Here is a 7,396-nt window from a genome sequence, read left to right on the forward strand (position 1 = left end):
CCCACATAAACCACCCCCACACCCCAAACCCAAATCCATTGTGTTTGGTGGGGTGGGTTTTTTTTTATAACCCCCCCCCCCACCCCCACCCCGCGCCGGCGGGTGCCAACCCGGGGGGGCAGGTCCCGTTGTCGGCCACGCCCTACAGGCTCAGCACCGCCCGCAGGGCCCCGGCGACCTCCGCCTCCGGGTCGTCCGCCGCGCCCGTCGAGCGCCAGGCGACGAAGCCGTCCGGCCGGACCAGCACGGCGCCGGCCGGGCCGATCCCGTGCAGCTCCGCGAAGTCCGCGCCCGGCTCCGGCGCCAGGTCGTCCTCGGCGCCGCCGCCGATCCGGTAGGCGTCCAGCGGGACGGCCAGCCGGTCGGCCGCCCGCCGCGCCCCGGCCTGCCAGGCCGCGCCCTCGGGGCCGGTGAGCAGCACCATCGCCTGCTCGTACAGGTCCAGCGTGGACAGGCGCACGCCCGCCCGCAGCAGCCACTGGTGCGGGGCGCGGCTGCCCGGCTCCCCGGCCGACTCGAACTTCTCGGGGACGACCGCGCCCGCCGGGTCCGTCCCGGTCACCGCGCCCACCGGGTAGCGGTAGCCGAGCGCCACCCCGAGCACCCCGGTCTGCCGCCCGGCACCCGGCACCACCGCGTACCCGGGGTGGCTGTGCTCGGCCGAGCGGGCCGAGGCGCGCTCGCTGGTCACCTGCGCGACCGGGCGCCGCTCCTGCCCGTACGTCTCCAGCAGCTCCGGCCCGGCCCACCCGCAGAGCACCGCGGCGAGCTTCCAGGCCAGGTTGTGCGCGTCCTGGATGCCGGTGTTGGAGCCGAACGCGCCGGTCGGCGACATCTCGTGCGCGGAGTCCCCGGCGAGGAAGACCCGCCCGGCGCCGTACCGCTCGGCCACCCGCTCGGCGGCGTGCCAGGGCGCCCGGCCGGTCACCTCGACGTCGAGCTCCGGCAGGCCGACGGCGGTGCGGATGTGCCGCTCGCAGCGCTCGTCGGTGAACGCCTCCAGCGGCTCACCGTGCTCGGGGTGCCAGGGCGCGTGGAAGACCCACTCCTCCTGGTTGTCCACCGGCAGCAGCGCGCCGTCCGCCTCCGGGTTGGTCAGGTAGCAGGCGATGAAGTGCCGGTCCCCGACCACGTCGGCCAGCCGCTTGGCGCGGAAGGTGATGCTGACGTTGTGGAACAGCTCGCCCTGGCCGCTCTGGCCGATGCCCAGGCGCTCGCGGGCCGGGCTGCGCGGGCCGTCCGCGGCGATCAGGTAGTCCGAGCGCACCCGGCGCTCCTCGCCGGTCTCCCGGCTGCGCAGCACCGAGGTGACGCCCTCGGCGTCCTGCTCGAAGGAGAGCAGCTCGGTGTTGAAGCGGACGTCGCCGCCGAGGTCGCGGGTGGCGCGCAGCAGCACCGGCTCCAGGTCGTTCTGGCTGCACAGGCACCACGAGCTGGGGCTGAACCGGGCGAGCCGCCCGCCGGGGTCGATCTCCCGGAACAGCCACTCCTGCTCGGTGCCGGTCAGCGAGGGCGCCTGGAGGATGCCGTGGTTCGGGGCGAGGACCGACGCCGCCTCGCGGATCGCCGGCTCGATCCCGGCCACCCGGTACAGCTCCATCGTGCGGACGTTGTTGCCTCGGCCACGCGGGTGATGCGAGGTGTCTGCGTGCTTCTCGACCAGCAGGTGCCTGACACCCAGTCGGCCGAGGAAGAGCGAGGCCGACAGCCCGACCAGCGACCCTCCCACGATCAGGACCGGCACCCGGTCGTCAACCTTCGGATTCATCAATTGCTCCGCCCTGTCAGGGGATTCAGCGGACCGGTGGCTGGGATCGGGGCCGCCGTCGACGCGACCGCACGACCGGGGGCCCCGCTCTTCCATCCCCCGCCCGAGGGTGCTTGTGCCGCCTCTTCGCCCGGATGGCCCGCAAATATCGCGGCACCCCGGTACGCCGCTCACGATCGACTTCAGGCCTGGCGCCGACCGACCGGGCCGATCGCCGTCGCACCGCCCTCCCAAGCCGGGAGCACCCCCCGGACGCGGCCCACCGCGGCCCGCAACGTGCGGCCCAGAGCAGAAAGTGGACCATGACAACTCTGTCCGAACCGCAGCGGAAGCAGCAGGCCGACTCCGACACCCGGCTCCGGGTGGTACTGATGCTGGAGATCCAGGACGGCGCCCAGCAGCGCTTCCTCGACGTCTACGAGCAGCTGCGCCACCAGGTGGCCTCGGTGCCCGGCCATGTCAGCGACCAGCTGTGCCAGTCGATCAACGACCCCCGCCAGTGGCTGATCACCAGCGAGTGGGAGGACCAGGACACCTTCCTGGAGTGGGTGGACAGCCCCGCCCACCGCGAGATGGTCAAGCCGATGCACGGCTGCGTCAGCGACAACTTCCGCTCGCTGCGCTACGGCATCCTGCGCGAGACCTCGGCGGCCGGCTCCACCGGCACCCGGGCCCCGCTGGAGGTGCCGCCCGGCCTGCCGCGCACCGAGCCCGCCGGGCACGTCGGCCCGCCGAAGGCCGAGCCCGGCCCGGACGGCGTGGTCCGGCACGCGCTCACCTTCACGGTCAAGCCCGGCAGCGAGCACGAGGTCGCCCGGATCCTGTCCGGCTACGCCTCGCCCCGGGCCGAGGTGGACGAGCACACCCGGCTGCGCCGCACCTCGCTGTTCATGCACGGCAACCGGGTGGTCCGGGCCGTCGAGGTGGTCGGCAACCTCGGCGACGCGCTGCGCCACGTGGCGATGCAGCCGGAGGTGCGGGCCGTCGAGGAGGCGATCAACCCGTACCTGGAGGAGGCCCGCCAGCTGGGCGACCCGCAGGCCGCGCGCGCCTTCTTCGCCCGGGCCGCGCTGCCGGCGAAGCACCAGGCGATCGCCAGCTCCCCGACCTCCGCCCGGCTGCACCGGCACGCCGTGCTGTACCCCGTCCGCCCGGGCGAGGGGCAGGCCGTCGCCGAGCTGCTCGCCGACTACGACAACCTCGCCACCGCCGACCCGACCGGCCCGGTCGCGGCCAGCACCGTGTTCCACCGGGCGGACGTGGTGGTGCGCCTGGTCGACCTGCGGGTGCCGGCCGAGGCCGACCCGGCGGCCGCCCTCGGCGTGGCGGGCGACCAGGAGGCCGCCGCGCTCGGCCGGCTGCTCGACCTCGGCCCGCAGGGCGACCTGCGCACCGCCACCGGGCTCGCCGCCGTCCTCGCCGCCCGCGCCATGAACCCGGTCACCGACCGCAGCTCGCAGGACAACTGAAGAACCAGCCGCATCTCTCGGAGGAAAACACCATGACCACGCAGTACCCACGGATCGTGCACGTCGACGAGGCACCGGAGAACCGTCGGCGCGGCGGCGACCTGCGCGCCATGCTCACCCCGACCACCTGCGGGGCGACCAGCGGGTTCATGGGGCTGGCCATCGTCCAGCCCGGCGAGCGGATCGGCGAGCACTACCACCCGTACTCCGAGGAGTTCGTGTTCGTGGTCAGCGGCGACCTGGAGGTGGACCTGGACGGCGAGAGCCGTCCGATCAAGCCCAACCAGGGCCTGATGATCCCGATCAACATGCGCCACCGCTTCCGCAACGTCGGCGACACCGAGGCCCGGATGGTGTTCCACCTCGGCCCACTCGCCCCCCGCCCCGAGCTCGGCCACGTGGACACCGAGGAGACCGGCGCCGCCGGGCCGCCGGAACACGCCAAGGTGGCCTCGTGACCCGGCGCGTCGCCGTCACCGGGATCGGCGTCGTCGCGCCCGGCGGGGTCGGGGTCCGGGCGTTCTGGGAGCTCCTCACCGCCGGCCGCACCGCCACCCGGGGCATCACGCTCTTCGACCCCACCGGGTTCCGCTCCCGGATCGCCGCCGAGGTCGACTTCGACCCGGCGGCCCACGGGCTGAGCCCGGCGGACGTCCAGCGGGCCGACCGCTACGTGCAGTTCGCGATGGTCGCGGCGGACGAGGCGATCGCCGACGCGGGCCTGGACCTGGCCGCCGAGGACCCGTGGCGGATCGCCGTCTCGCTCGGCACCGCCGTCGGCGGCACCACCCGACTGGAGCACGACTACGCCCTGGTCAGCGCCGGCGGCGCCCGCTGGGACGTCGACCACCAGCGGGCCGAACCGCAGCTGCACCGGGCCTTCGCGCCCAGCACGCTGGCCTCCACGGTCGCCGAGCGCACCGGCGCGCACGGCCCGGTGCAGACCGTCTCCACCGGCTGCACCTCCGGCCTCGACGCGATCGGCTACGGCTTCCAGGCCGTCGAGGAGGGGCGCGCCGACATCTGCATCGCCGGCGCCTCCGACTCACCGATCTCGCCGATCACCGTCGCCTGCTTCGACGCCATCAAGGCCACCAGCGAGCGCAACGACGACCCGGAGCACGCCTCCCGGCCCTTCGACGCCCACCGGGACGGCTTCGTCCTCGGCGAGGGCGGCGCCGTCCTGGTGCTGGAGGAACTGGAGCACGCCCGCCGCCGTGGCGCCCGGATCTACGGCGAGCTCGGCGGCTTCGCCACCTTCGGCAACGCCTACCACATGACCGGCCTCACCCAGGAGGGGCTGGAGATGTCCCGGGCGATCGACGACGCGCTCGCCCACGCCCGGGTGGACCGCACCGACGTCGGCTACGTCAACGCGCACGGTTCGGGCACCAAGCAGAACGACCGGCACGAGACCGCCGCCGTCAAGCGCTCGCTCGGCGCCCACGCCTACCGGACGCCGATGAGCTCCATCAAGTCGATGGTCGGGCACTCGCTCGGCGCGATCGGCGCCATCGAGGTGGTCGCCTGCACCCTGGCGCTGGCCCACGGCGTGGTGCCGCCGACCGCCAACTACGAGACTCCCGACCCGGAGTGCGACCTCGACTACGTGCCGCGCACCGCGCGCGAGCTGCCGCTGAGCCACATCCTCTCGGTCGGCAGCGGATTCGGCGGATTCCAGTCCGCCGTCGTGCTCAACAGAACGGGGTGAGTGTCATGACGTCACGTCAGCAGGGCCGCCGGGCGGTGGTCACCGGCCTCGGCGTGGTGGCGCCGAACGGCGTTGGGGCCGACGCCTTCTGGAAGGCCACCAGGCAGGGCGTGAGCGTCCTCGACCGGATCACCCGCGAGGGCTGCGACGGGCTGCCGCTGCGCGTCGCCGGCCAGGTGCGGGACTTCGACCCGCGGGCCGCGATCGACAGCCGGTACCTGGTGCAGACCGACCGGTTCACGCACTACGCGATGGCCGCCGCCGACCTGGCGGTGGCGGACGCCGGGTTCCACCCCGACCCCGAACATCCCTTCGCGGTCGGGGTGGTGACCGCGGCCGGCTCCGGCGGCGGCGAGTTCGGCCAGCGCGAGCTCCAGCAGCTCTGGGGCCAGGGGCCGCAGTTCGTCGGCCCGTACCAGTCCATCGCCTGGTTCTACGCGGCCAGCACCGGCCAGATCTCGATCCGCGGCGGCTACAAGGGCCCGTGCGGGGTGGTCGCCAGCGACGAGGCCGGCGGCCTGGACGCGCTCGCGCACGCGGCCCGCACGATCGAGCGCGGCACCGACGCGGTGGTGGCTGGCGCCGCCGAGGCACCGCTGGCGCCGTACTCGATGGTCTGCCAGCTCGGCTACCCGGAGGTCAGCCTCGCCGGGCAGCCCGACCGGGCCTATCTGCCGTTCACCGCGCAGGCCTGCGGCTTCGCCCCCGCCGAGGGCGGCGCGATGCTGCTGCTGGAGGACGAGCAGGCGGCCCGGCGGCGCGGTGCCGCCGTCCGGGCCCACCTGGCCGGGCACGGCTCCACCTTCACCGGGGCCTCCCGCTGGGAGGAGTCCCGCGAGGGGCTGGCCGCCGCGATCCGCATCGCGCTGGACGAGGCCAGGATCGCGCCCGAGGAGATCGACGTGGTCTTCGCGGACGCGCTCGGCGTCCCGGCCGCCGACCGGGCCGAGGCGCTCGCACTGGCCGACGCGCTCGGCCCGGCGGCCGAACGCGTCCCGGTCACCGCCCCCAAGTCCGGTACCGGACGGGCCTACTGCGGCGCGCCGCTGCTGGACGTGGCGGCCGCCGTCCTGGCCATGGAGGACGGCGTGCTGCCGCCCACCCCGAACGTCACCGAGGTCAGCCACGACCTCGCCCTGGTGACCGGCCGCGCCCGTCCGGCCGAACTGCGCACCGCACTGGTGCTCAGCCGCGGGCTGATGGGTTCCAACTCCGCGCTGGTGCTCCGGTGCGGAGACCGGCCCTGAGACCGCACCCGCAATTCCACCGAAGGGACACCCCGTGAGCAACACCCTCAGCTATCCCGAGCTGGCCGCCCTGATCCAGGCCCGGGCCGGCGTCACCGTCGACCCGCTCCACCTGGAGCGCCCGGGCGCGCAGTTCGACGAGTTCGGCGTCGACTCGCTCGGCCTGCTCGGCGTCGTCGGCGAACTGGAGAACCGGCACGGCCTCAAGGTCACCTCGGGCGCCGAGTCCGCCAAGACCCCGGCCGAGTTCCTGGAGCTCGTCAACACCTCCCTCCTCTCCCCGAAAGCTGGTGCCTGAGATGCCCGGACACACCGACAACGAGATCGTCATCGCCGCCCCCCTCGACCTGGTCTGGGAGATCACCAACGACCTGGAGAACTGGCCGGACCTCTTCAGCGAGTACGCCTCGGTGGAGGTGCTGGAGCGCGACGGCGACAGCGTCCGCTTCCGGCTCACCATGCACCCGGACGAGAACGGCCAGGTGTGGAGCTGGGTCTCCGAGCGCACCACCGACAAGTCCTCGCTCGCGGTGCGAGCCCGCCGGGTCGAGCCCGGCCCGTTCGAGTTCATGGACATCCGCTGGGAGTACGCGGAGGTCCCGGCCGGGACGAGGATGCGCTGGATCCAGGACTTCGCGATGAAGCCCACCGCCCCGGTCGACGACCACGGCATGGTCAACCACATCAACCGCAACTCCCGGATCCAGCTGGAGCTGATCCGCGAGAAGGTCGAGAAGCGGGCGGCGGAGCGGTGACCGGGATGCACCGCGCCCTGATCGTCGCCCGGATGAAGCCGGAGGCGGCACCGGACATCGCCGAGGTGTTCGCCACGTCCGACCAGGGCGAACTGCCGCACCTGATCGGCGTCACCGGCCGCAGCCTGTTCCAGTTCGGCGACGTCTACCTGCACCTCATCGAGGCCGACCGCCCGCCGGGCCCGGCCGTCGCCAAGGTCATCGGCCACCCGGAGTTCCGGTCCGTCAGTGACCAGCTGACCGCCTTCGTCCAGGCCTACGACCCGGCCACCTGGCGCGAGCCGAAGGACGCCATGGCGCACGAGTTCTACCGCTGGGACCGCTGACCCCGTCCCACCCGTCCCGCTCGTCCTGGGCCCGCCCCCCGCCCTCCGCCGGGGGCGGGCCCACCTGCGTGTCCGGCCCGCTCGGGCGGGGGGTCAGCGCCGCCCGGGCCCGCCCGGCGC

The 7,396-nt window shown here is 74.0% G+C and carries 8 protein-coding genes; 7 read left to right on the forward strand and 1 reads right to left on the reverse strand.

What is annotated here, in order from left to right:
- Positions 1-142: 142 nt before the first annotated feature.
- The gene (locus ACFV61_RS30105) at positions 143-1,864 is read right to left on the reverse strand and encodes an FAD-dependent oxidoreductase (protein ID WP_380495036.1); all 1,722 of its coding nucleotides are present in this window, start codon (positions 1,862-1,864) and stop codon (positions 143-145) included.
- Between the two features lie 206 nt (positions 1,865-2,070).
- Between ACFV61_RS30105 and ACFV61_RS30110 the strand changes: the two genes are divergently transcribed.
- From ACFV61_RS30110 to ACFV61_RS30140, 7 genes are read left to right on the forward strand one after another with little or no spacing between them, the layout of a single operon-like run.
- Positions 2,071-3,237 (forward strand): SchA/CurD-like domain-containing protein, encoded by a 1,167-nt coding sequence (locus ACFV61_RS30110; protein ID WP_380495037.1) that lies wholly within the window; start codon positions 2,071-2,073, stop codon positions 3,235-3,237.
- Positions 3,238-3,269: 32 nt separating this feature from the next.
- The gene (locus tag ACFV61_RS30115; protein ID WP_063350296.1) at positions 3,270-3,695 is read left to right on the forward strand and encodes a cupin domain-containing protein; all 426 of its coding nucleotides are present in this window, start codon (positions 3,270-3,272) and stop codon (positions 3,693-3,695) included.
- A complete protein-coding gene (locus tag ACFV61_RS30120) occupies positions 3,692-4,948 on the forward strand; it encodes a beta-ketoacyl synthase (protein WP_063350295.1) in 1,257 nt (418 codons plus the stop codon). The genes ACFV61_RS30115 and ACFV61_RS30120 overlap by 4 nt, the downstream gene beginning before the upstream one ends.
- A gap of 5 nt (positions 4,949-4,953) precedes the next feature.
- Entirely contained in the window at positions 4,954-6,195 is a 1,242-nt protein-coding gene (locus ACFV61_RS30125) for a beta-ketoacyl synthase N-terminal-like domain-containing protein (RefSeq protein WP_063350294.1), read from the forward strand.
- 34 nt (positions 6,196-6,229) lie between these two features.
- Complete coding sequence (locus ACFV61_RS30130; protein WP_063350293.1) at positions 6,230-6,493, forward strand: acyl carrier protein; 264 nt, start codon at positions 6,230-6,232, stop codon at positions 6,491-6,493.
- 1 nt (position 6,494) lies between these two features.
- The gene (locus tag ACFV61_RS30135; RefSeq protein WP_063350292.1) at positions 6,495-6,950 is read left to right on the forward strand and encodes an SRPBCC family protein; all 456 of its coding nucleotides are present in this window, start codon (positions 6,495-6,497) and stop codon (positions 6,948-6,950) included.
- A gap of 5 nt (positions 6,951-6,955) precedes the next feature.
- Positions 6,956-7,276: a TcmI family type II polyketide cyclase gene (locus ACFV61_RS30140; RefSeq protein ID WP_063351612.1), complete on the forward strand. Its 321-nt coding sequence runs from the start codon at positions 6,956-6,958 to the stop codon at positions 7,274-7,276.
- Positions 7,277-7,396 lie beyond the last annotated feature (120 nt).

It is taken from the genome of Kitasatospora sp. NPDC059817, from assembly GCF_042731835.1.
GTDB lineage: Bacteria > Actinomycetota > Actinomycetes > Streptomycetales > Streptomycetaceae > Kitasatospora.